This window comes from Bradyrhizobium sp. 1 (genome assembly GCF_023073315.1).
Classification (GTDB): Bacteria; Pseudomonadota; Alphaproteobacteria; order Rhizobiales; family Xanthobacteraceae; genus Bradyrhizobium.
On the sequence record NZ_JADPJH010000018.1, the window covers coordinates 258,721 to 285,289 of the forward strand.

25 protein-coding genes and 1 other RNA gene are annotated in these 26,569 nt (G+C 64.7%); 10 read left to right on the forward strand and 16 right to left on the reverse strand.

Annotation, left to right across the window (positions count from 1 at the left end):
• Positions 1-37: 37 nt before the first annotated feature.
• Together IVB29_RS13660 and pyrE are read right to left on the reverse strand one after the other, a co-directional pair.
• Positions 38-814, reverse strand: coding sequence for a DUF2865 domain-containing protein (locus IVB29_RS13660; protein WP_247504309.1), 777 nt, complete (start codon positions 812-814; stop codon positions 38-40).
• A 295-nt stretch (positions 815-1,109) separates the two neighbouring features.
• The gene (gene pyrE, locus IVB29_RS13665) at positions 1,110-1,673 is read right to left on the reverse strand and encodes an orotate phosphoribosyltransferase (RefSeq protein WP_247503888.1); all 564 of its coding nucleotides are present in this window, start codon (positions 1,671-1,673) and stop codon (positions 1,110-1,112) included.
• A 171-nt stretch (positions 1,674-1,844) separates the two neighbouring features.
• Here pyrE and IVB29_RS13670 point away from each other — a divergent pair, with 171 nt between their 5' ends.
• Positions 1,845-2,471: a glutathione S-transferase family protein gene (locus tag IVB29_RS13670; protein WP_247503889.1), complete on the forward strand. Its 627-nt coding sequence runs from the start codon at positions 1,845-1,847 to the stop codon at positions 2,469-2,471.
• 162 nt (positions 2,472-2,633) lie between these two features.
• Here IVB29_RS13670 and IVB29_RS13675 read toward each other — a convergent pair whose 3' ends face one another.
• The 3 genes from IVB29_RS13675 to IVB29_RS13685 form a co-directional block, all read right to left on the reverse strand.
• Positions 2,634-3,269, reverse strand: a complete 636-nt coding sequence (locus IVB29_RS13675; protein ID WP_247503890.1) for a LysE family translocator — start codon at positions 3,267-3,269, stop codon at positions 2,634-2,636.
• Positions 3,270-3,417: 148 nt separating this feature from the next.
• Positions 3,418-6,441 (reverse strand): DNA polymerase I, encoded by a 3,024-nt coding sequence (gene polA / locus IVB29_RS13680; protein ID WP_247503891.1) that lies wholly within the window; start codon positions 6,439-6,441, stop codon positions 3,418-3,420.
• A 229-nt stretch (positions 6,442-6,670) separates the two neighbouring features.
• The gene (locus tag IVB29_RS13685) at positions 6,671-7,738 is read right to left on the reverse strand and encodes an acyltransferase family protein (protein WP_247503892.1); all 1,068 of its coding nucleotides are present in this window, start codon (positions 7,736-7,738) and stop codon (positions 6,671-6,673) included.
• A gap of 194 nt (positions 7,739-7,932) precedes the next feature.
• On the opposite strand from IVB29_RS13685, the gene IVB29_RS13690 reads away from it, so the two are divergent.
• The 4 genes from IVB29_RS13690 (at position 7,933) to IVB29_RS13705 (ending at position 14,292) form a co-directional block, all read left to right on the forward strand.
• Positions 7,933-9,249 carry a UDP-glucose/GDP-mannose dehydrogenase family protein gene (locus IVB29_RS13690; protein ID WP_247503893.1) on the forward strand — a complete coding sequence of 439 codons (1,317 nt, stop codon included), beginning with the start codon at positions 7,933-7,935 and terminating at the stop codon, positions 9,247-9,249.
• Between the two features lie 142 nt (positions 9,250-9,391).
• Positions 9,392-11,866 carry an ATP-dependent helicase HrpB gene (gene hrpB, locus IVB29_RS13695; RefSeq protein WP_247504310.1) on the forward strand — a complete coding sequence of 825 codons (2,475 nt, stop codon included), beginning with the start codon at positions 9,392-9,394 and terminating at the stop codon, positions 11,864-11,866.
• Positions 11,867-11,985: 119 nt separating this feature from the next.
• Complete coding sequence (locus IVB29_RS13700; protein ID WP_247503894.1) at positions 11,986-12,498, forward strand: TIGR02281 family clan AA aspartic protease; 513 nt, start codon at positions 11,986-11,988, stop codon at positions 12,496-12,498.
• 294 nt (positions 12,499-12,792) lie between these two features.
• Entirely contained in the window at positions 12,793-14,292 is a 1,500-nt protein-coding gene (locus IVB29_RS13705) for a phosphomannomutase/phosphoglucomutase (RefSeq protein WP_247503895.1), read from the forward strand.
• 157 nt (positions 14,293-14,449) lie between these two features.
• Here IVB29_RS13705 and IVB29_RS13710 read toward each other — a convergent pair whose 3' ends face one another.
• The 9 genes from IVB29_RS13710 to IVB29_RS13750 form a co-directional block, all read right to left on the reverse strand.
• Positions 14,450-14,959, reverse strand: a complete 510-nt coding sequence (locus tag IVB29_RS13710) for an Lrp/AsnC family transcriptional regulator (protein WP_092035192.1) — start codon at positions 14,957-14,959, stop codon at positions 14,450-14,452.
• Positions 14,960-15,056: 97 nt separating this feature from the next.
• Positions 15,057-15,974 carry a sugar kinase gene (locus IVB29_RS13715; protein WP_247503896.1) on the reverse strand — a complete coding sequence of 306 codons (918 nt, stop codon included), beginning with the start codon at positions 15,972-15,974 and terminating at the stop codon, positions 15,057-15,059.
• Positions 15,975-15,993: 19 nt separating this feature from the next.
• Positions 15,994-16,932: an NAD(+) diphosphatase gene (nudC, locus tag IVB29_RS13720; RefSeq protein WP_247503897.1), complete on the reverse strand. Its 939-nt coding sequence runs from the start codon at positions 16,930-16,932 to the stop codon at positions 15,994-15,996.
• An 11-nt stretch (positions 16,933-16,943) separates the two neighbouring features.
• Positions 16,944-17,363 carry an HIT family protein gene (locus tag IVB29_RS13725; protein ID WP_247503898.1) on the reverse strand — a complete coding sequence of 140 codons (420 nt, stop codon included), beginning with the start codon at positions 17,361-17,363 and terminating at the stop codon, positions 16,944-16,946.
• Positions 17,364-17,521: 158 nt separating this feature from the next.
• A complete protein-coding gene (locus tag IVB29_RS13730) occupies positions 17,522-18,649 on the reverse strand; it encodes a muconate cycloisomerase family protein (RefSeq protein WP_247503899.1) in 1,128 nt (375 codons plus the stop codon).
• A complete protein-coding gene (locus tag IVB29_RS13735) occupies positions 18,646-19,401 on the reverse strand; it encodes an SDR family oxidoreductase (protein ID WP_247503900.1) in 756 nt (251 codons plus the stop codon). The genes IVB29_RS13730 and IVB29_RS13735 overlap by 4 nt, the downstream gene beginning before the upstream one ends.
• Positions 19,401-20,195 carry an amino acid ABC transporter ATP-binding protein gene (locus tag IVB29_RS13740; protein WP_247503901.1) on the reverse strand — a complete coding sequence of 265 codons (795 nt, stop codon included), beginning with the start codon at positions 20,193-20,195 and terminating at the stop codon, positions 19,401-19,403. Before IVB29_RS13740 ends, IVB29_RS13735 begins: the two co-directional genes overlap by 1 nt.
• Positions 20,192-20,854 carry an amino acid ABC transporter permease gene (locus tag IVB29_RS13745; protein ID WP_247503902.1) on the reverse strand — a complete coding sequence of 221 codons (663 nt, stop codon included), beginning with the start codon at positions 20,852-20,854 and terminating at the stop codon, positions 20,192-20,194. The genes IVB29_RS13740 and IVB29_RS13745 overlap by 4 nt, the downstream gene beginning before the upstream one ends.
• Before the next feature lie 223 nt (positions 20,855-21,077).
• Positions 21,078-21,932: a transporter substrate-binding domain-containing protein gene (locus tag IVB29_RS13750; RefSeq protein ID WP_247503903.1), complete on the reverse strand. Its 855-nt coding sequence runs from the start codon at positions 21,930-21,932 to the stop codon at positions 21,078-21,080.
• A gap of 184 nt (positions 21,933-22,116) precedes the next feature.
• On the opposite strand from IVB29_RS13750, the gene ffs reads away from it, so the two are divergent.
• The 5 genes from ffs (at position 22,117) to IVB29_RS13775 (ending at position 25,589) form a co-directional block, all read left to right on the forward strand.
• Positions 22,117-22,213, forward strand: an RNA gene (ffs, locus tag IVB29_RS13755) — signal recognition particle sRNA small type.
• Between the two features lie 94 nt (positions 22,214-22,307).
• On the forward strand, positions 22,308-24,152 hold the full coding sequence (locus IVB29_RS13760; RefSeq protein WP_247503904.1) for a DNA polymerase III subunit gamma/tau: 1,845 nt from the start codon (positions 22,308-22,310) through the stop codon (positions 24,150-24,152).
• A 48-nt stretch (positions 24,153-24,200) separates the two neighbouring features.
• On the forward strand, positions 24,201-24,521 hold the full coding sequence (locus IVB29_RS13765) for a YbaB/EbfC family nucleoid-associated protein (protein ID WP_247503905.1): 321 nt from the start codon (positions 24,201-24,203) through the stop codon (positions 24,519-24,521).
• Position 24,522: 1 nt separating this feature from the next.
• Complete coding sequence (gene recR, locus IVB29_RS13770) at positions 24,523-25,125, forward strand: recombination mediator RecR (RefSeq protein ID WP_247503906.1); 603 nt, start codon at positions 24,523-24,525, stop codon at positions 25,123-25,125.
• A gap of 26 nt (positions 25,126-25,151) precedes the next feature.
• Positions 25,152-25,589 carry a hypothetical protein gene (locus IVB29_RS13775; RefSeq protein WP_247503907.1) on the forward strand — a complete coding sequence of 146 codons (438 nt, stop codon included), beginning with the start codon at positions 25,152-25,154 and terminating at the stop codon, positions 25,587-25,589.
• Positions 25,590-25,642: 53 nt separating this feature from the next.
• Here IVB29_RS13775 and IVB29_RS13780 read toward each other — a convergent pair whose 3' ends face one another.
• Both IVB29_RS13780 and IVB29_RS13785 read right to left on the reverse strand, forming a co-directional pair.
• On the reverse strand, positions 25,643-26,209 hold the full coding sequence (locus tag IVB29_RS13780) for a nucleotidyltransferase family protein (protein ID WP_247503908.1): 567 nt from the start codon (positions 26,207-26,209) through the stop codon (positions 25,643-25,645).
• Between the two features lie 8 nt (positions 26,210-26,217).
• Entirely contained in the window at positions 26,218-26,565 is a 348-nt protein-coding gene (locus IVB29_RS13785) for an MmcQ/YjbR family DNA-binding protein (RefSeq protein ID WP_247503909.1), read from the reverse strand.
• Between the last annotated feature and the right edge of the window lie 4 nt (positions 26,566-26,569).

A 26,569-nucleotide genomic window follows, 5' to 3' on the forward strand; every position in this document is an offset into this window, starting at 1 on the left:
ATTTCATGCCGCGCCGCGTCCGGGACACGAGACTGAATTAATCCAATCCCGCCCGCTTCGCCGGCTTCTGCGTCTTCGGCACCGTCACATCGGGCAGCGCCTGGCGCACGATCTCGGCCGGCGCCGGCGCATCTGCCGCAACAGTCTCTGCCCGCACGGGCGCCACCTTCATCTCGCCGAGGCGGGCGCGGACCTGCGCGGTGAGGCCGGGATAGGAGGCGACCGGGGTGAACTCTGCGGCCTGGTCGTTGCCGAGACGGACCCCGGTATAGGCGACCAGGCCGTCGGTGGTCGCGATCACGTCACCGGCTTTCAGCGAGGAATCCAGCGCAAGATCGACCGGCGCGAGGCCGACCGGCTCGCGGCCGTTGCAGGTGCAGTCCGAGCGCAGCGCCTTGCGATAGGCGAACGCGTTCTCGCTGTCGGCGTAGCGTTCGCCGGTCTGCGCATAGGCGCCATCGATCGAGGAGCCGAAATAGACCTTTGTCGTGCTGGCAGGACAGAACGCCTGACACATCTGCGCGGGCGAGGCGAGGCCGCGCATCAGCGGAAAATATTTTCCGTCGCAGCTGCGCACGCAGAACGCCGGGCCGGAGCCGCCGGCCGCGGCCGAACGCGTCGGCGGCACATATTGCGGTGTTGCTGCGTTTTGCTGGCCGGTGAAGGGATCGGCGTAGGAGCTCGCCTGCTGCGGCACCTCGCGCTGAGGCCGCTGCTGTTGTGCTCCACCGAAGAAGAAATCAAACAGGCCTTCGGCCGAAACCGGGGCCGGAGCTGCCAGCAGCGGTGCTGCCAGGATGGCGGCCACAAGCATCGCGCGACGCCGCCGGCGCGCATGGGAGATGACTGTACGCAACGCTTACTCCACCCGACGCTACTGAACCGGGCCGGGACCAACGAGGTCTCAGCGAATGATTCACCATAGAGCGGGATGGTAAATGAGGGGTTGAGGAAGCAGATCCTGGCGGACTCTCGTGCCCCGGACGCTGCGCAGCGCGCCGCCCTTCGCGGCGTGATGCGCTGCAGAGCCGGGGCCCATCTAGCAAGACTGGGTCCCGGTTCTGCGTCGCATCGTTACACGCTGCGACGCGCCCGGGACACGGGAGGCCTCAAGCCTTCAAAAACTCCGACGCCTTATACAGCGAGCGGAACGGCAGGCCGGCCGCGCCAAAGGTGTCGGTGGCGCCTTCCTCGCGATCGACCATGGTCAGCACCAGCACCACTTCGGCGCCGGTCTCGCGCACGGATTCCACCGCCTTCATCGCCGAGCCGCCCGTCGTGGTGACGTCCTCGACGATCACGACGCGCTTGCCGGCAAGCGTCTCGCCCTTGGGCAGGCCTTCGATCCCGAGCTTGGCGCCGTGCTCTTTCGGCTTCTTGCGCACGAAGAACGCCGCGATCGGATGGCCTTTGATCCAGGAGATCTGCGCCAGCGCACCGGCCAGCGGCACCGCGCCCATCTCGAGCCCGCCGATGAAATCGAGATTGTCGTCCTTCAGCGTCTCATAGGTCAGCTCGGCGAGCAGCGTCGCGCCCTCGGGGTCGAGCATGGTCGGCTTCAGGTTGAAATAGAAATCGCTCTTGCGGCCCGACGCGAGCGTGACATCGCCGCGGCCGAAGGAGCGCCGGCGGATGATTTCGAACAGGCGGGCGCGGGAGGCTGATTTCGACACGGCGGTCCCTCGGGAGCGTTTTGGAGGTGGCGGAATTTATCCGCGACGGCCCCGACATTCCAGAGGGGGTGTCTCCCGTCAACAGGGATCGGCCATCCCGGTCCGCCGGTTGTGGGGGTGCAACCTTCTGAGGTAGGTGGATGCCAGATATCTTGGGGAAGGAAATAAGGCATGACCATCGAGCTGCACACCTGGAACACGCCGAACGGCCGCAAGATCTCGGTCGCGCTGGAGGAAATGGGGCTGCCCTACAAGGTGGTGCCGGTGAACATCAGCAAGGGCGAGCAGATGGCGCCCGGGTTTCTGAAGCTCAGCCCCAACAACAAGATCCCGGCGATCCTCGACCCCGAGGGTCCGGACGGCAAGCCGGTCGGCATCTTCGAATCGGGCGCGATCCTGCTTTATCTCGGCGAAAAGACCGGCAAATTCCTGCCGAAATCGCTTGGCGAGCGCATTCCGGTCTATGAATGGCTGATGTGGCAGATGGGCGGCTTCGGCCCGATGCCCGGCCAGGTGCATCATTTCATCGCACTCGAGAACGAGCAGGACCGCGCCTACGGCCTGAAGCGCTACATGGCCGAGACCCGCCGGCTCTACGGCGTGCTCGACCGCCGGCTGGCAACCCACGACTTCGTCGCCGGCGACCTCTCGGTTGCCGATTTTGCTATTTTGGGCTGGGCCTGGCGCCACCCTCGCCACAAGGTTGATCTGGCCGATTTCCCCAACGTCAGGCGCTGGTACGAGGCGCTGATGGCCCGCCCGGCGGTGAAGCGGGGCATGGAGGCGAAGCTGGATTGAGGTTTCTTCTCCCTCTCCCCGTTCTTACGGGAATAGGGTTGGGGTGAGGGGCCTCTCTCCGCACATGAGATCGACGTGAGACCTGTACCGCCTCACCCGGAATCCGCGCTACGCGCGAATTCCGACCTCTCCCCGCAAGCGGGGCGAGGTGAAAACAGCCGCTCACACCTTCTTCGCTTCCACCGCCATCCGCACCGCGAGCCCGGCCAGCACAGTGCCCATCAGCCAGCGCTGCACCAGCATCCAGCTTGGCCGGCTCCCCAAAAATAGCGCAATCGATCCAGCCGCGAGCGCGATCATCGCGTTGACGCTGACGCTGATCGCGATCTGGATCGCCCCTAACATCACCGACTGCGTCAGCACGCTGCCGGCGGTAGGGTCGATGAACTGCGGCAACAGCGCCAGATAAAGCATCGCGATCTTCGGGTTGAGCAGATTGGTGACGAAGCCCATCGCGAACAATTTGCGCGGGCTGTCGATCGAAAGCGTCTTTACCTGGAACGGCGAGCGTCCGCCCGGCTTCACCGCCTGCCAGGCGAGCCAGAGCATGTAACCGGCGCCGGCAAAGCGCAGCGCGTCATAGGCAAAGGGAACGGCGAGCAATAGCGCCGTGATGCCGAACGCCGCGCACAGCATGTAGAAAACGAAGCCCAGCGCTACGCCGCCGAGCGAGACGATGCCCGCCGCGGGCCCCTGCGTGATCGAGCGCGAGATCAGGTAGATCATGTTCGGCCCCGGCGTGAGCACGAGGCCGAGGCAGACGAGGGCGAAGCCGAGCAGGGCGGAGGTGTGAGGCATGGGTGAACCGGTGCGGGGGATTGCACGGTTCTAATATGCGTGGCCCCGCGGGGCCATCGCGCAATTGCTCGGAGGACAATTCGATCTGGTGCGGCGAACGCGGTGCGCTCCCTCGCCCCGCTCTTGCGGGGAGAGGTAAAGAAAGAGGCTAGTGCGCCTCATCCCAATTATTCGCCGCGCGCGCATCGACATGCAGCGGGACCGACAGCAGCACGGCCGGGAACGGCGCGTCCTGCATCACGTGCTGCACGACCGGGAGCGTCGCTGCGACCTCCGCGTCCGGCACCTCGAAGATCAGTTCGTCATGCACCTGCAAGAGCATCTGCGCCGAGAGCTTCTTCTCGGAGAGCGCATCCTCCACCCGCGTCATCGCGCGGCGGATGATATCGGCGGCGGTGCCCTGAAGCCGCGCGTTGATGGCGGCGCGCTCGTTGAAGGCGCGCACCGAGGCGTTCGAAGCCTTGATGTCGGGATAGTGCATCTTCCGGCCAAACAGCGTGGTGACATAGCCGTGGCTCCGGCAGAAGTCGCGCGTCTCGTCCATGTAGGCGCGGATGCCGGGGAAGCGCTCAAAATATTTCTTGATGTAGGCGGAGGCTTCTTCGCGGCCGATGCCGAGCTGGTTGGCGAGGCCGAACGCGGAGATGCCGTAGATGATGCCGAAATTGATCGCCTTGGCGCGGCGGCGGACTTCGCTCGGCATGCCCTCGATCGGCACGCCGAACATTTCGGAGGCGGTCATCGCGTGAATGTCGAGCCCGTCTTTGAACGCCTGCTTCAGCACGGGAATATCGGCGATCTCCGCCAGCAATCGCAATTCGATCTGCGAATAGTCGGCGGAGACGAGCTTGTGTCCTGATGTCGCGATGAAGGCGCGGCGGATTTTTCGGCCGTCCTCGGTGCGCACCGGAATGTTCTGCAAATTCGGCTCGTTCGACGACAGCCGGCCCGTCGTGGTGGCCGCCAGCGCGTAGGTCGTGTGCACGCGATGGGTCTGCGGATTGACATAGGTCGGCAGCGCATCGGTGTAGGTCGATTTCAGTTTCGAGACCTGGCGCCACTCAAGAATCTTCTTCGGGAGGTCGTGGCCCTGCTCGGCGAGCTCGTCGAGCACCTGCGCGGTGGTCGACCAGGCGCCGGTCTTGGTCTTGGTGCCGCCTGACAACCCCATCTTGCCGAACAGGATGTCGCCGATCTGCTTGGGGCTGCCGACATTGACCGGCTCGCCCGCGATCTGCTGGATCTCGGCTTCGACGCGCGCGGCGGTCTGGGCAAAATCGCCCGAGAGACGCGACAGTACCTGCCGGTCGATCGAGATGCCGCGTCGCTCCATCCGCGCAAGCACCGACGCCAGCGGCCGCTCCAGCGTCTCGTACACGGTCGTCATGTGCTCGGCGACGAGGCGCGGCTTCAGCACGCGCCACACCCGAAACGCCATATCGGCGGCCTCGGCCGACAGCGGCGCGGCCTTGTCGATCGGCACCTGATCGAAGGTGATCTTGCCCTTGCCGCTGCCGAGCAGCTCCCCCTCCTTCAGCATGGCGTGGCCGAACCAGCGCTCGGCGAGCTGTTCGAGCCCATGCGAGCCACGGCCGGCATCGAGCACGTAGGAGATCAGCTGCGCATCGTCGGTGTTGCGCAAGGTGATGCCATGCTGCGCCAGCATCACGGCGGTGAACTTGACGTCGAAGCCGATCTTGAGAATGCCTGATGATTCCAGCACGGGCCGCAACGCCTCGATCGCGTCGGCGTGCTTGACCTGATCCGGCGCGAGACCGGCATCGAACAGGCCGGCGCCGCCGCCGGACTGCTTGTGCGCCAGCGGCACATAGCAGGCCTCGTTCGGGGCCAGCGCCAGCGCGATGCCGCAGAAATCGGCCTGCATCGGATCGATGGAGTTGGCACGGATCTCGATCGCGACATGACCGGCATCGTGGATGCGTGTGATGAAAGCGTTGAGCTCGGCGAGCGTCTTGATCGCCTGGTATTTGCCCCGATCGACCGGAAGCTTGCGCAAGGCCTCTTCGCGCGCGGCTGCGAGAGAAATCGGCGCGCCCTTCGGGCCCGCAGCTTTGTCCTCCTTGCTGGCCGATGCGTTGCGCTGGCCCGACGGAACTTGCGCCGGCGTGCCCGGCGCAGGCACGACGTCCGAGGGCGGCAGCGGCGAGAAGACGCTGGCGCCGCTGGCATAGCCGGGATCGGCATCGACGTTGGCCGGATCGATCTGCGAATAATCGGCGACACGGCGCGTCAGTGTGGAAAACTCCATCGCCTTCAGGAACGCGACCAGCTTGCGTGCGTCAGGCTCGTGGACGGCGAGATCGTCCAGCGGCACCTCGAGGTCGACCTTGTCGTCGAGCAGCACCAGCTGGCGCGAGATGCGCGCCTTTTCGGCATGCTCGATCAGCGCCTCGCGCCGCTTCGGCTGCTTGATCTCGGTGGCGCGGAACAGGAGCTGTTCGAGATCACCATATTCGACGATCAGCTGCGCCGCGGTCTTGATGCCGATGCCGGGCACCCCCGGCACGTTGTCGGTGGAATCGCCGGCCAGCGCCTGCACCTCGACCACCTTCTCCGGCGGCACGCCGAATTTCTCGATCACCTCGGGAATGCCGATGCGGCGATCCTTCATGGTGTCGTACATCGTGACGCAATCGGTCACGAGCTGCATCAGGTCCTTGTCGGAGGACACGATGGTCGCGGTGGCGCCGCGTTCGCAGGCCTCTCGAACATAAGTCGCGATCAGATCGTCTGCCTCGAAGCCGGCCTGTTCCAGGCAGGGCAGGTCGAAGGCGCGCACGGCTTCGCGGATCAGCGAAAATTGCGGAATGAGATCGTCGGGCGCCGGTGGCCGGTGCGCCTTGTACTCGGGATAGATCTTGTTGCGGAAGGTGACCTCCGACTTGTCGAAGATGATCGCCAGATGCGTCGGCCGGTTGTCCTCGGGCATCTCGCGGAGCAGCTTCCACAGCATGTTGCAGAAGCCGAGCACGGCGTTGACCTGCAAGCCGTCGGACTTGCGGTTCAGCGGCGGCAGCGCGTGATAGGCGCGGAAGATGTAGCCGGAACCGTCGACCAGGAAGACGTGGTCGCCCTTGCCGGCCGCCTTGGCGGCGACGGGCTTTGCGGAGGCGGGCTTGGTTTCGGCGGTTCTGGGGGAGGTTTTGGGCATGCCGCAATGTATGAATTTTTGCGAGTTTTGACAGCCTTGCGAGGGGGATTTTTGGGTCGATTCACACCTCATCGTCTCTCGTCCCGGACAAGCGCCGCGAAGCGGAGCGCAGATCCGGGACCCATAGCCACAGGAAGTGGTTTGGCGATGACTCGGAGTTGCCATCTCCCGCCATAACTCCACCCTGGGGTTATGGGTCCCCGCGTTCGCGGGGACGACAGCGAGTTCGTTACTCCGCCGCCTGCAACACCGCCCCAGCGTTCTTCGACGCAATCCAGAACGCATCAGGCCGCTCGAACAGGAAGTCGGCGTGCAGCCGCAGCGCGGCGCGCCAGATCGCGAGCGCGCCGGTCACGCCGACGATGGTGACGATCAGCGACACCGTGCCGATGTCGGGGATGATGCCGGTGTGCAGCAGCAGCGTCCGCGTTGCCGCCATCGGCAGGAAGAAGGCGAGATAGATCACGATCGAATGTTCGCCGCAGAAGCGGAAGAAGTTCAACCACTGCGCGCGCGCGAGCAGGGTGCCCATGGTGATGATGGCGCATGCGCCGGCAAAGCCGAGCACGAGCGACACGATTTTCCATTCGCTGGCTCCAACCTCGACCAGCCCGGCATTGACCAGCGCCCAGGTCGCGAGCGCCGCGAGCGCGAGTGCCGGACGATCGCGGGCGCGATCCGCGAGCGCGAACACATAAGGCGCGAACAGATAGCCCGAATAGAAATAGACGAAGCGCGCGCAGAACTCGTCGATCGCGGTCCAGCCGGTCGTGATGCGCGCCGTCTCCAGCGCGGCGGCGATGAGCCAGATCGCGGGTGACGGGATTTTGCGTGTCAATTTTGTGACGACGAAGAAGATCGGCAAGAGGTAGATGAACCAGAGCGTGCCGAACGGCTCGATGAAGGATTCCAGATACAGCAGGCCCGCGTCGCGCCAGCTCGATTCCGCCGCGAAGGCGGGGGCCTTGAAGCCGAACTGGATTGTCACCCAGACGACATAGAAATAGGCGAAATGCACCACCTTGCGGTCGAGATAGGTTCGCCAGTCGCGATCGATCACCAGCGGCAGGAACAGGCCCGAGATCAGGAAGAAATCCGGCATCCGGAACGGCTTTGCGAACGCCACCAGGACATGCATGAAACCGGTCTCGCCGGCGGCGAGCTCGACCCCCAGCACCGAATGCATCATCACGACCATGACGATGCAGATGCCCTTGGCGTAGTCGACCCAGTCGACACGCGCGGCAGCGGAGGTCTTGGTGCCCCCGCTCGCTGCGATTGTGGCTGATGGTGCCATGATGTCCCGTTTCGAGGCGTGTTCCGCCCGGCCTTGTGCGGGCATGGGGCAGTGTGGGGCCTTGCGGTTTACGATTTCTTTACCGGTACAATTCGTGTGCCGTTTTTTGCGTGCAGACGGTTCCCTGCCGTCCGGAAAGTGCTAAACCGCCCCCGGATTGGGGTTTCGTTAACCAAGCTAAAACAGGGTTTTTCATGCGAATCGCGATGATCGGAACGGGCTATGTGGGACTGGTGTCCGGAGCCTGCTTTGCGGATTTCGGTCACGACGTCATTTGCGTCGACAAGGACGAGAAGAAGATCGCGGCACTTCATCGTGGCGAGATCCCGATTTACGAGCCCGGCCTCGATGAGCTGGTTGCAGCCAATGTGAAGGCCAAGCGGCTGGAGTTCACCACCGATCTGTCGAAGCCGGTCGCGGATGCCGATGCCGTGTTCATCGCGGTCGGCACGCCGTCGCGTCGCGGTGACGGTCACGCCGATCTTTCCTATGTCTACGCCGCCGCGAAAGAGATCGCGCAGTCGCTGTCCGGCTTCACCGTCGTCGTGACCAAGTCGACCGTGCCCGTAGGCACTGGCGACGAGGTCGAGCGCATCATCCGCGAGGCCAATCCGAAGGCCGACGTCGTCGTCGCCTCCAATCCTGAATTCCTGCGCGAGGGTGCGGCGATCCGCGATTTCAAGTTCCCCGATCGCGTCGTGGTCGGCACCTCGGACGAGCGTGGCCGCAAGGTGATGAGTGACATCTACCGCCCGCTGTCGCTGAACCAGGCGCCGCTGATGTTCACCGCGCGCCGCACCGCCGAGATGATCAAATACGCCGCCAACGCCTTCCTCGCGACCAAGATCACCTTCATCAACGAAATCGCGGACCTCTCCGAAAAAGTCGGCGCCAACGTGCAGGAGGTCGCGCGCGGCATCGGCCTGGACAACCGCATCGGCACAAAATTCTTGCACGCCGGTCCGGGCTTCGGCGGCTCGTGCTTCCCGAAGGACACCAAGGCGCTGATCAAGATCGCGCAGGATTATGACGTCTCCTTGCGCATCGTCGAATCCGTGCTGGCGGTCAACGAGAACCGCAAGCGCGCGATGGCGCGGAAAGTGAGCCAGGCGCTCGGTGGCTCGCTGCGCGGCAAGACCGTCGCTGTGCTCGGCCTCACCTTCAAGCCCGACACCGACGACATGCGCGATGCGCCGTCGATCCCGCTGGTCACCGGCCTGATCGACATGGGCGCGAAGGTGAAAGCCTTCGATCCCGTCGGCATGGAGCAGGCGAAGAGTGAACTGCCCAACATCACCTATTGCGAGGATGCGTATTCCTGCGCGCAAGGCGCCGATGCGCTGGTCGTCGTCACCGAATGGACGCAGTTCCGCGGTCTCGATCTCGACCGGCTGAAGAGCATCATGGCCCAGCCCGTCGTGGTCGACCTCCGCAACATCTTCAGCCCCGAAGACATGGCCGCGGCCGGCTTCACCTACGAGAGCGTCGGCCGTCCGCCGGCGCAGGGCTGATAGCCACATACGATTGTCATACCCCGCGAAGGCGGGGTATCCAGTAACCCCGATCTTCGTGATGATTGGGACCTGAGTTTACTGGATCACCCGCCCCAGTGCGCAATTGCGCACAAGGCGGGTGATGACGGGACCGAGATACTTGCCCCGCAATTTCGACACGCCCCTCCCGATCGATGCCGTGCTCGACGACCTCTCGCGCACGCTGGAGGCGCATAACGCGGCCGTGCTGGTGGCCCCGCCGGGCGCCGGCAAGACCACGCGTGTGCCGCTGGCGCTGCTCGATGCGCCCTGGGCAAAAGGCAAAAAGATCATCGTCCTGGAGCCGCGGCGTATCGCGGCGCGCGCCAGCGCCGACCGCATGGCCAAGTCGCTCGGCGAGCGCACTGGCGAAACGGTGGGCTATCGCGTCCGTTTCGGCTCGAAAATCTCGCGCGCGACGCGCATCGAGGTGGTGACCGAAGGCATTTTTACGCGCCAGATCCTCGATGATCCCGAACTTTCCGGCATTGCCGCCATCCTGTTCGACGAATTCCACGAGCGCTCGCTCGATGCCGATATGGGCCTGGCGCTGGCGCGCGATGCGCAACTCGGCCTGCGCGAGGATCTCCGCATCCTCGTGATGTCCGCGACACTCGACGGCGCCCGTGTCGGAAAACTTCTGGGTGACGCGCCTGTCGTCGAAAGCGAGGGACGCGCCTTTCCTGTCGAGACGCGCTATCTCGGCCGCAAGGCGGATGCGCCGATCGAGCGGCAGATGGCGGATGCGATCGCATCTGCGCTGCGCGCCGACAGCGGCTCCGTGCTGGCATTCCTGCCGGGCGCCGCCGAAATTCGCCGCACCCAGAATTTCCTGGCCGAGCGCGTGCAGGATGCCTCTATCGAGATCGTGCCGCTGTTCGGCGCGCTCGATGCCGCCGTGCAGGATCGCGCCATCTCGCCCGCACCCAAGGGCATGCGCAAGGTGGTGCTGGCGACCTCGATCGCGGAGACCTCGCTCACGATCGAGGGCGTGCGCATCGTGGTCGATTCCGGTCTCGCCCGCGTGCCGCGCTACGAGCCCGATATCGGCCTGACGCGGCTCGAGACCGTGCGCGCGGCGCGCGCCGCCGTGGACCAGCGCCGCGGCCGCGCCGGCCGTACCGAGCCGGGTGTCTGCTACCGGCTCTGGGACGAGCCGCAGACGGCCTCGCTTGCGCCCTATACCCAGCCTGAAATTCTCAGCGCCGATCTGTCCTCGCTGGTGCTCGATCTCGCGCAATGGGGCGTTGCCGATCCCGCCGCGCTCTCGTTCCTCGATCCGCCGCCGCCGCCGGCCTGGAAGGAAGCCAAAAGCCTGCTGTCCGAGCTCAACGCGCTCGATGGCGATGGCCGCATCACGGCGGAGGGCAAGAGCCTGCGCGCGCTGGCGCTGCCGCCGCGGCTGGCGCGCATGATCGTGGATTCGCATCGCGCCGGCGAGGGCGAAGCCGCTGCCGAGATCGCGGCCATCCTCACCGAACGCGGGCTCGGCGGCGACAGCGCCGATCTCGAGCACCGCCGCGACCAGTTCCGCCGCGACCGTTCGCCACGCGCCGCGAGCGCGCGCGATCTCGCGCGGCGCTGGGCCTCGCAGGTGGCGGCGTCGGAGAAGGCAGGGGAGCAGGATGATCTCTCGACCGGCCTGATGCTCGCTTACGCCTTCCCGGACCGCGTCGCGCGCAATCGCGGCAACGGCAGTTTCGTGCTCGCCAATGGCCGCGGCGCGGCGGTGGAGCAGACGTCGTCACTCGCCCGCGCGCCCTATATCGCGATCGGCGAGATGACGGGTACGGCCGCGAGCGGCCGCATCCTGCTCGCCGCGCAAATTACCCAGGACGAGATCGAGCGGCACTTCGCCGAGCATATCGAGGCGGTCGACGAGATCTCGTTCGACCGTGGTGCGATGGCGCTGCGTGCAAGGCGCAAGCGCGCGCTGCACGCGATCACGCTGTCCGAGGCGACACTTGCCGTGTCGCCCTCGGAGGAAACCGCGCGTATCTTCGCCGATGGATTGATCGCCGCGGGGCTCGACCGGCTGCCCTGGTCGAAGGCCGCAAAACAATGGCGCGACCGCGTGATGTTCCTGCGCAAGGCGGAAGGCGCGAGCTGGCCTGACCTCACCGACGACGGATTGATCGCGCGGCGCGACGATTGGCTGGTGCCGGCGCTGTACGACAAGATTGCGCTCAAGGACATTTCCGCCGGCGACCTTTCCGACGCGCTGATGGCGCTGTTGCCCTGGGAGATGCGCGCACGGCTCGACCGCGAGGCGCCGACGCATTTCGAGGCGCCGACCGGCACCGTGCTTGCGATCGACTACGAGGCCGAGCAGGGGCCGACCATCGCGGTGCGGCTGCAGGAATTGTTCGGCCTCAACACCCATCCGTCGATCGCCGCCGGCAAGGTGCCGCTGGTGCTGGAGCTGTTGTCGCCCGCCCAGCGCCCGGTCCAGGTGACGCGCGATCTCCCCGGTTTTTGGCGCGGCAGTTACGCGGCCGTGCGCTCCGACCTGCGTGGCCGCTACCCGCGCCATCCCTGGCCGGAGGACCCGGCAAGCGCGCTGCCGACCCGGCGGGTCAAGCCGCGCGGGACCTGAAGCCGCATTAACCGTTCGCTCATCCTTTTCGTCAAAATGACACCGGCCCGGCCGCAGCGTCGCTCGCGGTCCGGCGTGTCGCGTGGTGAAGTCGAGCTTTCCGGCTCGGAAGTGGTGTGATGCGTAACATTATGATCATCGCGGCCGTCATGATCGGCCTCGGCACCTTCATGGCGCAGATGGCGGACAGGATGAGTTCTGCCTCGGCAACGTCGGTGCCGCGCACGACGGTGGCGGTCGCGACCAACGCGCCGGCCGGCGGCCGCAGCCTCAACATCCCCCGCGACGGCCGCGGTCATTTCCAGACCGAGGGCCGGATCGACGGCCAGCGCATCGGCTTCATGATCGACACCGGCGCCTCCGTGGTGGCGCTGAACGAGACCTCCGCCGCCCGCTTTGGCCTCCGCCCCTCGCGGGGCGACTACAATGCCACCGTCTCCACCGCCAACGGCACCATCAGGGCGGCGCGCACCCGCATCTCCATGCTGGATATCGGCGGCATCGTCGTGCGCGACGTCGACGCGATGGTGCTGCCGGACGAGGCGCTGTCGGAAAACCTGCTCGGCCTCTCCTTCCTGTCCCGCCTCAAGCGCTTCGAATACGCCAACGGGCAGATGGTGCTGGAGCAGTAAAAGCTCATAGTCGCGCCAACTCCGCTGCGTTGCGCCTCCGGCGCAGTTTCACTCGACGAGTCAAAATGATGCGTCGAACGAGCCGGCGTCATGCCGGCTGCGGGCGGCTACTGTGCATGGGGTTGTTTTCCAATATTTTGGCTGGTGCGGGCAAAAGTCTCGCGCTGGGTCGCATTTCCCTGTTACCAAACTGCCGCAATTACCATCCATAAGTTGCCGTTCCCACCTTCCGCTGCAGCCCGGCATTCGCTAAGGGGTGCATCAAATCCTGCCCATTTTCACGAGACCGTCTCCATGTTTCCCAAGCCGAAATCCGTCTTGTTGCCCAACACCTACGCCTTCGAATCCGAGCCGATGGTGAAGGCCACGGGCTTTCGCGAGTACGACGCGCGCTGGCTGTTCCAGAAGGAAATCAACCTGATGGGGATCCAGGCGCTCGGCATGGGGCTGGGTGCGCTGATTGCCGAACTCGGCGTCAAACAGGAGATCGTCACTGGCCACGATTTCCGCGGCTATTCGGCCTCGATCAAATATGCGCTGATCTCCGGCCTGATGGCGGCGGGCTGCAAGGTGCACGACATCGGGCTTGCGGTGACGCCGATGGCCTATTTCGCGCAGTTCGATCTCGACGTGCCCTGCTGCGCCATGGTCACGGCCTCGCACAACGACAATGGCTGGACCGGCGTGAAGATGGGCGCCAACCGTCCGCTGACTTTCGGGCCAGACGAGATGACGCGGCTGAAGGAGATCGTGCTCAACGCCGACTTCAAGAACAAGGCCGGCGGCTCCTACCAGTTCCACGAGAACTATCCGGCGCGCTACATCGCCGATCTCACCAGCCGTCCGAAGCTGAAGCGCAAGCTCAAGGTCGTCGCGGCCTGCGGCAACGGCACCGCCGGCGCGTTCGCGCCGCAGGTGCTGGAGGCGATCGGCTGCGAGGTGATCCCGCTCGACACCGAGCTCGACCACACCTTCCCGAAATACAATCCGAATCCGGAAGACATGGAGATGCTGCACGCGATCCGCGATGCGGTGCTGCATCACAAGGCCGATGTCGGTCTCGGCTTCGACGGTGACGGCGACCGCTGCGGCGTCGTCGACAACACCGGCGAGGAGATCTTTGCCGACAAGGTCGGCGTGATGCTGGCGCGCGACATGTCGGCGATCCACAAGGACGCCCAGTTCATCGTCGACGTGAAGTCGACCGGCCTGTTCGTCACTGATCCGGTGTTGCAGAAGCAGGGCGCGAAGGTCACCTATTGGAAGACCGGTCATTCCTACATGAAGCGCCGCACCCACGAGACGGGCGCGCTCGCCGGCTTCGAGAAGTCGGGCCACTTCTTCTTCAACAAGCCGTATGGACGCGGCTATGACGATGGCCTGGTGTCGGCGATCGCGATCTGCGACATGCTCGACCGTGCCCCCGGCAAGTCGATGGCCGATCTGAAGGACGCGCTGCCAAAGACCTGGTCGTCGCCGACCATGTCGCCGCATTGCGCCGACGAGACCAAATACGGAATCATCGACCAGGTGGTGAAGCATTTTGAAGGCTTGCAGGCGAACGGCGCCAAGATCGGGGGACAGGCGATCCGGGATCTCGTCACCGTCAACGGTGTGCGCGTCACCGTCGAGGACGGCAGCTGGGGCCTGGTGCGCGCCTCCTCCAACAAGCCCGAGCTCGTCGTCGTGGTCGAGAGCCCGGTTTCCGAGCAGCGCATGCACGACATGTTCGAGATGGTGAACAGCGTGCTGCGCACGCATCCTGAGGTTGGCGAGTACAATCAGAAGATCTGAGGTGATTTGAGGAGGGCGTGATCCACGCCTTCCTCTCCACTGTCATGCCCCGGCTCGACCGGGGCATCCAGGACGCCGCGGCTTCTTCAATCGCGGGCGTCACGGAGTACTGGATCGTCCGCCTTCGCGGGCGATGACAGCTTTCGTGTGGTGAAAGTTACGCAGCCACCACCGCGGGGATCGGCAGCGCCGTGACCGATTTGATCTTCTCCATCGCGAAGCGCGAGGTGACGTTCTTCAGCGGCACGGCGCTGATCAGCTTCTTGTAAAAGATGTCGTAGGCCTGCATGTCCGCGACCACGACGCGCAGCATGTAATCGACATCGCCGGCCATGCGGTAGAACTCCATCACCTCCGGCATCGCGCTGACGGCGTCGGCGAACTTCTTCAGCCAGGCGTCGGAATGATCGGAGCTCTCGACCGACACGAATACGGAGATGCCGAGCCCGATCTTGTTCTGGTCGACCAGGGCGACGCGCTTGATGATCACGCCATCGGCCTCCAGGCGCTGGATGCGCTTCCAGCAGGGGGTCGAGGACAGGCCGACGCGGTCGCCGATCTCGGCGACGGACAGGGAGGCATCGTCCTGGAGCACCATCAGGATCTTGCGGTCGATGGCGTCAAGGCGACGGCTGGTCTCGGGGAGTTGGACAGCGAGGTCAGTCATTTGAAGAACTTTGTTCCATTTCAGGGGCTGATTTCCCTGATATAGAGAAAATCTTTCCACAGCAAGCCTATAATCTCGGCGTGTCCATGGAATTGCTCTAGACGTGGCCACGTAAAAACTCAGTAACTTCAATGCGTTGTGGCGCGGCTAGGCCACCGCCATGGCGGGTGCATTTCAGTGCCGCGGTGGCCGCGGCGAATCGCAGCGCCTCCCGTACCCCCGTGCCTTCGGCGAGGCGAAGCGTGAAGGCGCCATGGAAGACATCGCCGGCACCGAGCGTGTCGATGGCCTGAATCGGGAAGGCCGGTGTTTCCTCCAGATCGCCCGTCTCGTTCAGCCAGATCGTGCCGAGGGGCCCGCGCGTGGCGGCCAGGAAGGCCGGCGTCAGCCCCGCGAGACGCTTCAAAGCCTCGCCGTCGTCGGCGATTCCGGCCGTCTCCCGCACCTGTTCGCTGGCGAACAGCAGATGCGAGGCCGCGGTCAGCAGGCCGTCCTGCAACGACATCGCGCGATCGACGCCGACGATGACGGGAATGCCGCGCAGCCGTGCTTCAGTGCAGAGGTCCTGGCAAAAGGAAGCACAGCGGCTTTCGACGAGGACCGCCTGACAATCGGCGAGCAGGTCGTCGGTGTCGGACAGCTTCATGGTCCACAGAGCGGGATCGCGATAGATGGTCAGTGTCCGTTCGCCAGAGGGCTCGATCATGATCGCGGAGACCGGCGTCATCAGGTTCGGCATACGCACAATATGTGTCGTGTCGATGCCTTCCGCGGCCATCCGTTCGAGAATGAAGCCGCTCGACGTTTCCCGCGCATCGCCCATCGGCCCCGCGAACGCGACGCGGCCGCCGAGCCGCGCAATGGCAATCGCAGCATTGAGCGCGTTGCCGCCGCAGATCTCGGCGAGATGGCTGGCGTTGGCCTTGCTGCCGCGCGCGGGCACGGCCTCGACCCGAAAGGTGAGGTCGCGCACGGGAATGCCGATGCAGAGGATGCGTGGCGCGATCTCGGCCATCGACGCTCTCAGCTCAAGCTCAGCTCTTGTCGTGCACCCAGCGGCCGAGCAGATGATGCGCAATCGCAAACGGATGCGGGCCGGCGAGCCCGTCCGGATGCGTCCGCGTCAGCATCAGCGCGGCCTCCTCGCGCGTGAACCAGCGCGCATCCTCGAGTTCGGAATGGTCGACGACGATGTCCTCGCTCACGGCCCGCGCACTGCAGCCGATCATCAACGACGACGGATAGGGCCAGGGCTGGGTCATGTAATACTGCACGTCGGTGCACCTGATGCCTGATTCTTCGAGGATCTCTCGGCGCACCGCGTCCTCAATGGTCTCGGCGGCTTCGACGAAGCCGGCGAGGCAGGAATACATGCCGGGTGGAAACTGCTTCTGGCGGCCGAGCAGGCACTTCTCGCCAGAGGCGACGTGCATGATCACGACAGGGTCAGTCCGCGGGAAATGCTCGGCCTTGCAGCTCGGGCATTCGCGCTTCCAGCCGCCTTCCTTCATCCCGCTGCGCGTGCCGCAATTGGCGCAATAGCCGTGGCGCTGATGCCAGCTCACCATCGACTTCGCCATCGCGATGGCCGAGAGCTCCTGTGGCGGGATCGCGCCCTGCATCGCCATGCCGCGCAACTCGGTGACGGTGTAGTCCTCGCGGCCGATCAGCTTTTCGGCCGCGGCCTGCGGCATGCCCATGCCGAACACCGCCGCGCCGTCGCGCAGGCCGAGGAAAATCGTGCCGGGATTGGCGCCGCACTTCGTCGCTTCGTCGATCGAGAGCAACGCGCGCACTTTCTCGCCCTCGCGCTTCACAAGCAATGAGTCACGATAGACCACGTAGGCGCGCGAGGACGGCTTCTGTTCCAGCGCGAACAGCTTTTCATCGTCGCGGCGCAGATGTGCGGCGCGGTCGAGAATGTTGGTGACAAAGGCCGGCTGCCCCAGCGGAAACGAGTCGAATGCTGACATTTCTTGTTCTTTCAACCCAACCAGATTTTTCGGCGAAGCGCGCTGATGAAATTCTGCACCTCGGTGGCGTCATGCGCGAGGGGCTTCATCACGCCCCACACCGGCCGCGGCCAGGCGGCGTCACCGGTGCGGCGCGCGATGATGTGGACGTGAAGCTGCGGCACCAAATTGCCGAGCGCCGCGATATTGAGCTTGTCGCATTGGGTGATCTCCTTCAGCGCGCGCGAGACCCGGGAGATCTCGGTCATCAGCTGCGCCTGCTGTACCTCGTCGAGATCGATGATCTCGACCGCATCAGTGCGCCGCGGCACCAGCAGCAGCCAGGGATAATGCGCGTCCTTGATGACCAGCACCTTCGACAGCGGCAGATCGCCGATGTCGATGGTGTCCTCTTTCAGGCGGGAGTGCAGCGACCAGTCGGGTTCGGGCATATGCGTTTCCGGATGGCCCGATGGGGTCGGGCTTGTTTGGCCGGACCATACGATACGGATTTGGTGAGGGGAAGGATTGGGCCACGCTGTCAGCGCATACTCGGTCGTCGTCCCGGGTCTGTGCCGACGCTTGTCCGGGATGACAGCGAGGGTGTGGCTTACGCCGCCGCAAGCACGCGCGCATTGGCGCGGACGGAGGCTTCGCTCACGCGAATGCCGAGGCCAGGACCGTCCGGCACGACCACATGACCGGCGCGGTTGGCGACGCGCTCTTCCAGCACGTCCTCGGTCAGCACGTGATGCGGCATGTAGAATTCGCAGCCGAGCGAGATGCCCGGCGTTGCCGCGATCAGTTGCGTGCCGGCGGCAAGTCCGATGCCGCCCTCCCACAGCGTGCCGCCATAGCCGGGCAGGCCGGCGATGTCGGCGATCGCCATGATCGCCTGCGCCTCGAACAGGCCGCCGGCCTTCATCAGCTTGATCGAGACGGCGTCGGCCGCCTCGCGGCGCACCACCTCCATCATGTCGCGGCGGTCGAAACAGCTTTCGTCGGCGAGCACCGGCGTTTCCAGCGCTGCGGTCAGCTGCGCCATCATTTCGAGATATTTGCGCGGCACCGGTTGCTCGATGAAGGTCGGTGCAAACTCTTCGACATCGCGCAAGATCTTGATGGCTCCGAACGGCGCCAGCGCCTGGTTGTAGTCGACGCGCAGATCGACCTTGTCGCCGAATTCTTTCCGGATCGCTTCGAGGTGATCGAGGTCCTCGCGATGCGGTTTGACGCCGGTCTTGACCTTGTAGATGAAATTGCCATCAGGAACCATTTTTCGCATCCGCTCGAGATCGGCGGAAAAATCCGGATCGGCGATCGAGAACGACAGCGGGATGGTGTCGCGCACGCGGCCGCCGAGCAGGTCGGCGACCGACAGCCCCGACGACTTGCCGACGATGTCGAGCAGCGCCATTTCGATCGCGACTTTTGCTTCGGCATGGCCGACCAGCGCGCGGTCGAGCTCCGCCATCAGCGCGCGGATGCGGCGGACGGGTTTGCCGAGCACGATGGGCCTTAAGTAGATGTCGAGCGCGGAGAAGGCCGCTTCCGGCGTTCCCGTAAAGACCTCCCACGGTGCCGCTTCGCCCCAGCCGATCACGCCGTCGCTCGCGGTGAGCTCGATCAGCACGCGCTTCACCGTGCCCTTGACGTTGCCGACGCCCTGGAGGCGCGCCATCTTGATCGGGCTTTCGATCAGGAACAGCCTGAGACGTTGGACGGTTGCTTCGGTCATGTCAGGCCTCCATCGACGTGCCAGACCTGGCCGGTGACGTAAGATGCTTTTGCGGATGCCAGGAAGGCGATGATCTCGGCCACTTCCTTCGGCCGCCCGCGGCGGCGCATCGGGATCAGCGCTTCGGTCGCCGCGATCTGCTCGGGCGACAGCCGGCTTTCACTCGGCTTGTCCTTGACGATGAGGCCGGGCGAAACCGCGTTGACGGTGATGCCGTCTTTCGCAAGCTCGACCGCAGTGAGGCGTACCAGTGTTTCCAGCGCGGAGCGGCTCGCGGCCGTTGCCGCGAAGGGCGCGAATTCGGGCCGGATCGCGTGTGCCACGAAGGACGATACCGCGACGATGCGTGCGTCTTGTCCCGCACGCAGGAGCGGAAGTGCGGCATCGACCAGTCGCGTGAAGGCCAGCGCAGATTCGTCCATCGCCTGCCGGAACTGATCCGCCGGCGTGCCGATGGCGCTGCCGCGGCGGGCATGGCCGCCGACGAGAATCAATCCGTCGAGCCGGCCGAAGGCGCCTTGCGCGGCGGCGATGGCGGCGGTGGCCGCTCGCTCCTCGGCGAGGTCGCCGAGGCACTTTGCGACGTCTGCACCTTTCGCTTCGGCTTCCGCGGCGGTGGTGTCGAGACCTTCCGCGTTCGAGCGCGTGTGCAGCAGCAGCGCGGTGCCGGGCACCGCGAGCAATTTTGCGGTGGCGCGGCCGATGCCGCTGGCGGCACCGGTGACGAGATAAACGCGGTCGATATCAGGCATCAGGATACTGCATTGGCCGGCGGCAGCGCGCCGGTGCGGTGGAAATGGCTGAGGAAGGCACGCGTCGCGGCTTCCTGTGGGTTGTCGATCACCTGTCGCGCGGGGCCTTCCTCGACGACGACGCCGTCGCGCATGAAGATGAGGCGGTCGGCGACTTCGCGGGCGAAGGCGATCTCGTGGGTGACGATCACCATGGTCATGCCCTCCGAGGCTAGCTGCTGGATCACGTTGAGCACCTCGCCGACGAGCTCGGGATCGAGCGCCGAGGTGGCCTCGTCGAACAGCATCACATCCGGCTCCATCGCCAGCGCGCGCGCGATCGCGACGCGCTGCTTCTGTCCGCCCGAGAGCGTCGCCGGATATTGGTCGGCTTTTTCCGCGAGCCCGACTTTTGCAAGCTGCGCCCGCGCGAGTTTTTCGGCGTCAGCCTTGGCCATACGCCGCACCGTGACCGGCCCCTCCATCACGTTCTGGAGCGTCGTCATGTGCGGGAACAGATTGAAATGCTGAAACACCATGCCGGTGGTGGCGCGGAATTTTGCCAGTGTCTTCACGCCTGGCAGCTTCGAGCCGTCGCCGAACGCAAAGCTTGTATCGCCGACACGGACGCTGCCGCCGTCGGGTACGACCAGCAGATTGATGCAGCGGAGCAAGGTCGACTTGCCCGAGCCGGATGGGCCGATCAGCGCGACCACGCCGCCCTTGGCGACGTCGAGGCTGATGCTCTTCAAAACCTCGTTGCTGCCGAAGCTCTTGCGCAAGGCCCTGATCTCGATTTTTGCAGTCTCGCTCATTCGCCGACCGCCAGTCGCTTCTCGCCGCGGCGGACGAGGATGGTCAGGGGAATCAGGATCGCCGCATAGGCGACCGCGACGGCAGTGTAGGTCTCGAGCGGCCGGTAGCTGTCATGGGCGGCGACCTGGCTCTGATAGACCAGATCGGGCACGGCCAGCACCGAGACCAGCGAGGTGTTCTTGAACTGGATGATCGACTGGTTCATCAGCGCCGGGATCATGCGCTTGATCGCCTGCGGCAGCACGATACGCCGCATGCTCTGGATAGGCGTCATGCCGAGCGCGGCACCGGCTTCGGACTGGCCCTTGTCGATCGAGATGATGCCGCCGCGGATGATCTCCGAATAGAACGAGCCGCCATAGAGCGAGAGCGCCAGCGCCGAAGCCGTGATCGGCGTCATGTCGATGCCGGCCAGGATCGGCAGCGCGTAATAGAACCAGATCAGCTGCACCAGGATCGGCGTGCAGCGGAACGCCTCGATGAAGGTGAGCGCGATCATCCGCACCGCTCTGAAGCGCGACAGGGTGCCGAACGCGCCGAACAGGCCGAACACGAGACCGAGTATGACGATGACCACGGTAAAGCCGACCGTGACGCCGAGCCCGTTGAGAAAGAGCCAGCGATAGCTCCAGAGGATGCCGAAGTCCCATTGATACATGTCTTGCGGACCTCAGCCGTAAAATAGCTTGGAAAGTTCGTGCCGCATGCCCAGTGCACCTCTCCCGCTTGCGGGAGAGGTCGGCGCGCAGCGCCGGGTGAGGGCTCTATCCACTGGGGGAGTCTTGCCAGCGGAGACACCCTCACCCCAGCCCTCTCCCGCAAGCGGGAGAGGGAGTGCAGCGGGATTTGTGGATCGAGCTCGGCCCAATCTAACAACGCCCTTACAACGAAACGCCCGGCGGAATGTCTGCCTCGGTCACGCCCACCAGCTCCATGTTGGTGATGATCGCGTTGCGGATGAAGCCGAGGCCCTTGTTGAAGTCGATCCAGGTGTTGACGTAGTCGCGGAAGGTTTTGTCGTTCTCGCGGCGGAAGCCGGCATTCGACGTCGTCGCGAAGATCGGCGTCGGCAGCACGAACTGGCCGAGCGAGGGGTTCTTCTTCAGCACCGTCAGCGACAGCATGGTGATCAGGCACTGCGCGTCGACGCGGCCGGTCTGGAGCGCGGCGGTAGCGTCGTCGGCGGTCTTCAGGCGCGAGATCTGCGCCTTCGGCGTCAGGCGGCTGACGACCTGGTCGTGCGACGAGCCCTGGTCCACGGCGATCTTGACGTCGGGCGAGTTCAGCTCGGCCCATGATTTCGGCTTGAAATCCTTCTTGCAGAGGATGCCGAAGGCGTTGTTGAAGACCGGCACCGAGAAGTCGACGACGAGCGCGCGCTTCGGGGTCGGGTTGAGGCCGAAGAAGATGTCGATCTTGTTGGACTGAAGATCGAGCACCGAATTGCCCCAGGTGGTCTCGGTGATCTCGAGCTCGGCCTCCATGTCGTCGGCGAGCGCCTTGGCGATGTCGACGTAAAAGCCCTTCCACTGGCCGCTGGCGAGATCCTTCATGTAATAGGGCGCGCCGCCGCCGACTGCGCCGATCCGCATCTTCTTGCTGCGGCGGATGCGTGCGAAGGTCGATTCGTTCGGATCGGCGGCCTGGGCCACGGCCGGGGAGGCCAGCGCGCTCGCGGTCACCGCGCCGATGGCGCCAAGTCCGACAATCGATGCAACATCACGACGTGTAACCATTAGAATCAATCGCTTTTCTGGTTGAAGAGGAGTTCCGGCAGCGTTCATACCAAGGCGGCCCTTTCAGTGAAAGCACAGCCTATCGGCTGGGCAGACCGTGAATTGCCCGGATGCTGGGCAAGCGGCAGTCGTTCGGGGTGATCGCCGCTTGCTTTCCGCTCCCTTTGGCCCCAAATAGGGACCGGGAGATTGGCGGTGGACGAGCCACTCGCCAACCGGGTCAGGTCCGGAAGGAAGCAGCCCTAACGAGGTCCGGATCGGGTCGCTCGTCAGTCTCCTACTTGTTTTTCCGAGCGAATTGCGCCGGCGGGCCTCCTGCCAGCGCGCTCCTTTCCGCAAACGCCGGCCGAGAGAGATTTCATTGCGGATCGACCGATGAGCGACGCTGGCGCCCCTTCCAATTCTGATAGCGCCGGCCAGGCCGCTAACGCGCCTTACCGGGTTCTGGCGCGCAAATACCGCCCCTCCTCATTCGACGATCTGATCGGCCAGGAGGCCGTGGTCCGCACCGTCTCCAATGCGTTCGAGACCGGGCGGATTCCGCAGGCCTGGATCCTCACCGGCGTCCGCGGCGTCGGCAAGACCACCACGGCGCGTATCCTTGCCCGTGCGCTCAACTACGAGATGCCGGATGGCTCGGTGAAGGGCCCGACCGTCCATATGCCGACGCTCGGCGTGCATTGCCAGGCGATCATGGAAAGCCGGCACATGGACGTGCTGGAGATGGACGCGGCCTCGCATACCGGCGTCGACGATGTCCGCCAGATCAATGACAGCGTGCGCTATGCGCCGGCCAGCGCGCGCTACAAGGTCTACATCATCGACGAAGTCCACATGCTGTCGACGGCGGCGTTCAACGCCTTCCTGAAGACGCTGGAGGAACCGCCGGAGCACGCCAAATTCGTGTTCGCCACGACGGAGATCCGCAAGGTTCCGGTCACGGTGTTGTCGCGCTGCCAGCGTTTTGACCTGCGCCGCGTCGAGGCCGACGTGCTGATGAAGCACCTCGCCAGCATTGCCGCCAAGGAAAACGTCGAGATCGAGCCGGAGGCACTCGGCATCATCGCGCGCGCGGCCGAAGGTTCCGTGCGCGATTCGCTGTCGCTGCTCGACCAGGCGATCGCGCATGCTGCAGGCAATGTGAAGGCTGATGCGGTCAGGCAGATGCTGGGCCTTGCCGATCGCACCCGTGTCATCGACCTGTTCGAATCGCTGGCGCGCGGCGATATCGCTGCCGCCTTCAAGGAGTTCCGCGACCAGTACGATGTCGGCGCCGATCCCATCGTCGTGCTCTCGGACCTTGCAGAGTTCGTCAATTTCGTCACCCGCGTGAAGATCGTGCCGGCGACCGCCGAAAACGTCGCCTATGGCGAGACCGAGCGCGTGCGCGCGAAGGATTTCGCCTCAAAAATCTCGATGCGCGTGCTGTCGCGGATGTGGCAGATGCTGCTCAAGGGTATCACCGAAGTGCAGGCCGCGACGCGGCCGGCTGCCGCCGCCGAGATGGTGCTGGTGCGCATCGCCTATGTCGCCGATCTGCCGACGCCGGACGAAGCCATCAGGATGCTGGAGCAGAATGGCGGCGGTTCGCCGGTCGTGAGTGGCGGCAGTGCTGCGCGCAGCAGCGCGCCGGCAGCGCCAATGGCCGCTGCGGCGCCGGTTGCTTCTGCTGCGCCTGTTCGCATGCCGAATTCGTCGCCGTCAGCGTTCGGCGGTGGTGCGCGGCCGCAGATGGCGGCACCCGCGCCGGATCCGCAAGCTGCGGCGGCCCCCCAGCTCCGCATCACGAGCTTCACCGAGCTCGTTGCGCTCGCCAGCCAGAAGCGCGATGTCATGACCAAGGGCGCGCTCGAAGGCGACATGCGCCTTGTCCGTTTCGAGGAGGGCCGGCTGGAAGTCGCGCTCGAGCCGAACGCCTCCAAGACCATGATCTCCGAGCTCGCGCGCAAGTTCGAGCAGTGGACCGGCCGCCGCTGGACCGTGATCGTATCAAATGAACAGGGTCAGCCGACGCTGCGTTCGGTCAACCAGGCGGCGAAGCAGGAACATGCGCGCTCTGCGGAGGCCGATCCGCGCGTGCAGGAGGTGCTGTCGCGCTTCCCCGGATCGAAGGTCGTCGAGGTCCGCAGGCTTGCCCCCGAGACGCCGGAATCCAATATTAACTCCGATTATGGCAGTGACGATCCGGTCGACGGTTCCGATGGCGACGACGATCTCTGAGCCAGGCTTTTTCAAGGACGAACACACGCACTTTGAGGACAAGAACTCATGGCTGACTTTCTCGGCATGATGAAGCAGGCGGCGCAGCTGCAATCCAAGATGCAGGAGATGCAGGAGCAGCTCGGCAATGTGGAAGTCGAAGGCATCTCCGGCGGCGGTCTCGTCGCCGTGCGCATGACGGCGAAGATGGACGTCAAGGGCGTGAAGATCGATCCCTCGCTGATGAAGCCGGAAGAGAGCGAGGTGCTGGAAGACCTGCTCGTGACGGCGTTCGGCGATGCCCGCCGCAAGGCGGAGACGGCGATGCAGGAGAAGATGCAGTCGCTCACCGGTGGGCTCGGCCTGCCGCCGGGGCTGTTCGGCCAGTAATATGGGCGCGGTTGCAGGTCCTGAAATCGAGCGGCTGGTCCAGCTTCTCGCACGGCTGCCGGGGCTCGGCCCGCGCTCCGCGCGGCGCGCGGCGCTGCATCTGATCAAGAAGCGCGAAGCGCTGATGATGCCACTGACGTCGGCCTTGCAGGTCGCGCTCGAGAAGGTTGAGGTCTGCAAGACCTGCGGCAACATCGACACCCAAAATCCCTGCACGGTCTGCATCGACCCGACGCGTGATCCTGCCATCATCGTCGTCGTCGCCGACGTCGCCGATCTCTGGGCGCTGGAGCGGGCCAATGCGACCCAGGGGCGCTATCACGTGCTGGGCGCGACCTTGTCGCCGCTCGACGGTGTCGGTCCGCAGGATCTCACTATCGACGCGCTGGTCGCGCGTGCCCACGCTGCAGAGGTGCACGAGATCATTCTTGCGCTGAATGCGACAGTCGACGGCCAGACCACGGCCCACTACATCACCGACCTGCTTCAGGACGCCAACGTAAAAGTAACCCGGTTAGCGCACGGTGTGCCTGTTGGTGGCGAGCTTGATTATCTCGACGAAGGTACGCTATCGGCCGCGATGCGGCAGCGGACCCTGTTCTAGCCACCCAGACCTACGGAACGGACGACATGACGAAACTTTTCGCCACACGCCTGGCTTTGGCCGCGACGATGATGATGCTGGTGAGCCCGGCGATCTCCGCGCAGCAGGACGACGAGGCGGCGCCGCCGTCCAAGCCCGGCAAGCTGATCAACACCGGCGAGGTGCTCTCGGGCGAGCTGAACACGATGAAGGTGCGTGACGTCAAGAACGCCGGGAAGCGGATCGCGACCTACCAGATCACCTCCGAGCCGCGCCGGCTGCCGCCGCCGAGCGGGCTGTGCAATCTCGAGACCGGGCCCGAAACCTTCCAACTCGTCACTTCCAGCGACGCACAGGCCACGCAGCTGAAATCCTTCGTCGGCAAGGCGATCTCGGTCAAGGTCGACGAAGTCGCCTGCGCCAGCGATCCCGGCCAGATGAGCGAGGCCGTGATCACGAAGTGGAGTTTGATCAAGAAGCAGTAGGGGGCGTTCCGCTGCCTCCAGCAGGTTGAGATCCCGCAGCTAACCCAAATATCTCACTCCGCTGCAATCACCGTGAGCTCCGGCCAGTGCGCTTTCCATCGCGCCGCTTTCACCGCGTAGCCTGCCGCTGAAAAATTCGGTGTCCGGTTGGGCCGCGCAATCAGCCCTGCAATGTCGTCGAAGCCGTGCGGTGCGTAGACGTCGTAGCGATCGCCTATGCGCCTCACGCCCACCTGCGTATTCTCCGTCAGGAAGCGATCGATACCATCGGTCGAGCGCATTGACGGCGGGTAGGGCAAGCCGTGCTTGTCGGGATACCACAGATGCACGCGCCCCTGGTTGCGGATCTCGACCTTGACGCCGAGATGCCCGAGCCCCGCATGCAGTTTGCGGATCACCGCATCCTCAGCTTCCCATGAGGTATCGGCGTCGAAATAGAACACGTCGTAGTCGGAGATGCCGTGATGGAGCGGACGACCCGTAAGCACGTTCCAGACCGTTTGTGTGAGGCACCCTGCGACCAGCCACGCATCCGGCAGTGCGAGACGCGCCAGTTCATCGATGATGGCAACGTTGACCGGGTTCTTCAGCGCCAGCGCGATGAATCGCTCTTCATCCATCGGACCGCTCAAGCGCGCTCCTGTCCGTCATATTTCGCTCGTGCCGCCTTTGAGGCGAGCGCGCGCCAGCGCCGCCGCAAAAATGGTTCGACGATCGCGCGCCTCGCCTTCGACAGGCGGATCAGCACGATCGGATAGTCGGCGTAGTGATCGGTGAAATAGAAGATCTTCGGCCGGCTCTCGACCAGCATCGCGCGCTCGTCAATCGGTACGTCCGGCATGACGAGGCTGTCGCCGTCTTCCTTCAAACGCGCCAGCATCTTCTTGCGCACTTTCAGCGCTGGCGTGCCGTAGGAGGTGCCGTCCTCGACCTCCGGCCACGTCAGTGCAAAGTCTCTGACGTCGTCGAAGGTCACGAGC